Genomic DNA, 2,281 nt, shown 5'->3' with positions numbered 1-2,281 from the left:
GCGATGAGGTTGCGCTAGCAGGTATCGTCATCGCGATTCTCCCCAGCGGGCGCGCCAGGGTGAGCATTCCTTCGTATGACCATCCTTATACGATTGATCCGCCACCCAAAGTCCGCGCCGGCGACCGAGTGGTTCTTGTTGGGGACGTCACCCGCATCGATTGCGGAGGGAACAAACTCACTGTGCGCATTGACTGCGGCGGGGTGATTACTGTCGACAAGTCGGCGATCACTCGGCCGAGAAAGCATGGCCGGACTTCAACGGGTTAACGCTCCGGCGAGACAACAGCCGGTGTCGGCGCGGGGCATCCCGCTCGACGTGAACTTTCTCTGCAGCGAGCGGTTGGTCGCCGGTCAGACGCGATGGGCGCGCCGGCTCGTATCCATTATGGAGATCACATGTTCGTCCCGCCACCGATGCCCGCAAAAAGTCTGCTTCGGTGCGTCGCGACGGAACTGGACGACATGGTTGCGGTGGAGTAAGCGCCCTCCCCTGGGTTAACAACCGGTCGGTGACGGCGCCACGGCCACATCGACAACAACCACAACGGCAATAAAGTCGTCGCTGAAAGCCTGCAAGGTGTCTGTCACGACACAGCGTGCCGGCAAAGCTACGCCCTCGCGACAGGGATTCGTTGTAAGCTGACCAGTCGGCAACGCCGGCAGATGAGCCAGAACTTACGCTTGATATTGGTCTCGATCAGGCTCGACGTTCGGTCCTCGAAAACCGCCGACTACGAGTCGAGGTCGTAGGGCTGATGGCCCAGCTCGTTGTGATGAAGCGCCTCTGCCATACACCTGATGTCGAACGCCTGGCCGCACGCCGGGCAGACGACGAAATACTCCTCCTCCCGAAGTGGCGATGCGTCGTGGTCTTGGGGGATGACGATGTCATTATAATCGTCGGGCATTGGGTCCTCCGGAAACCCGCCCGCTATGCTGGAACGCCTGCCAGCAGGATTTGTTTCAAAGTTATTGCGCCTAATGAAAGGCCGGATGTCCGGTTTCGGCAGCGATGCTCACTCGCAACGACGACGCAATGCCGCTCAGGATCAGCTCACGTCAAGAGCGGCCGGAGGGGTCTCCAAGCAGGGAGCGACGCTAGACAATTCCGGCAATAGGATGCGAGAAGGTCTGGAACTCGAAAAAGCCGGTGGAGGTGCCGACAAGCACCACGGCGGCGGGTAGTGGGTCAGTTTGAAATTCCGGTTAGGATGGGTGACCGAAAACAATCAAAATAAGCGCCATCACACCGAAGGTGCCGATAAAGACGATAGCGCCATATGCTATTGTACGACGCGCCATCTGGAAGCGGGGTGACCAAAATTGAGCATGAAGCCTTGGATCCCGGTTTCCCGTTCGCTCGCTTCAAGGAAGGTTCTGTTCATCAATTGAACCATAGAAATCTGTTCGCAGAATTATGCTTGCGAGTGAGGTGAACATAGCTGCGAAGCTCAGCCAATACAACGACGCAGGCTGTTACTGGTATAAACAGGTGAGGATTGTCCGCCCATTCGTACTTCAATTTTCCTCGCTCCGCCTTTTCTAGTGACCGCAAACCATCGGCTTCTCTGCCTGCCATGAAGCCATTGATCGTGATATGCTCACATGACGCAGAATTCTATCTGATCCTCAGCCATATCCTTGCGGTGGACGGCTTTACCAGTGCGCTGGCGAGCAACGTCGATGAAATCCTCCACATGACTACTGAAACGCCGGTCCACGCACTGGTGCTGGACTGCCGGCCGGACAACGACATGGTGCAGAGCTGTAGCCGGCTCACGCAGGATGCCCGCACCCCCCGTGGTCGCTTTGATCGCGCCCGGTGCCGAGACCCAGCATTACGCGCTCCTGAAGTCAGGAATCGACGAAAGTTTTGTCAGGCCGCTGGCGCCGGCAAAGCTACTCGCCTACCTGCATTCAAGGCTGAGAACCGGCCGGCAATCCGGATTGCGACCGCAAGGCACTATGTCGCTAATTTGCGCTGTCCAATCATCCATTTGCTAGGAGATCTGCGCGCCCAATTTCGTGGCCGAATGGGAATTTACCGAATGCGACAGAGTTCTGAAAGACATTTGGTGTCTCTGGGCTTGTTCAAGTCCAAGGAGAACCCATGGCTTTCGAGTTGCAGACAGCGCGCCCTATCCGTGCGGCACAGTACATTCGTATGTCCACTGAACATCAACGCTATTCGCTGGAGAACCAGGCGATGGCCATTACGGAGTACGCGGAGCGGCGCGGATACACTATCGTCCAAACCTACGAAGACGCTGGGAAAAGCG

4 protein-coding genes are annotated in these 2,281 nt (G+C 57.2%); 3 read left to right on the top strand and 1 reads right to left on the bottom strand.

The genetic code is table 11. The annotated features are described in order from the left end of the window. Positions 1-269, top strand: a 269-nt coding sequence (locus tag NKJ17_RS33740; protein WP_352692023.1) for a hypothetical protein, incomplete at its 5' end; no start/stop codon positions are given. Positions 270-733: 464 nt separating this feature from the next. Here NKJ17_RS33740 and NKJ17_RS33735 read toward each other — a convergent pair. Next, the gene (locus NKJ17_RS33735) at positions 734-910 is read right to left on the bottom strand and encodes a hypothetical protein (RefSeq protein ID WP_352508044.1); all 177 of its coding nucleotides are present in this window, start codon (positions 908-910) and stop codon (positions 734-736) included. 25 nt (positions 911-935) lie between these two features. Between NKJ17_RS33735 and NKJ17_RS33730 the strand changes: the two genes are divergently transcribed. Together NKJ17_RS33730 and NKJ17_RS33725 are read left to right on the top strand one after the other, a co-directional pair. Further along, positions 936-1,187, top strand: coding sequence for a hypothetical protein (locus NKJ17_RS33730; RefSeq protein ID WP_352692021.1), 252 nt, complete (start codon positions 936-938; stop codon positions 1,185-1,187). A gap of 925 nt (positions 1,188-2,112) precedes the next feature. Then, the coding region (locus NKJ17_RS33725; RefSeq protein WP_352692025.1) for a recombinase family protein at positions 2,113-2,281 on the top strand (169 nt) is incomplete at its 3' end.

This window comes from Mesorhizobium sp. M0208, from assembly GCF_040322015.1.
GTDB lineage: Bacteria > Pseudomonadota > Alphaproteobacteria > Rhizobiales > Rhizobiaceae > Mesorhizobium.
The sequence above is the reverse complement of the archived record's forward strand: the minus strand, read 5'-3'. Positions and strand labels throughout refer to the sequence as shown.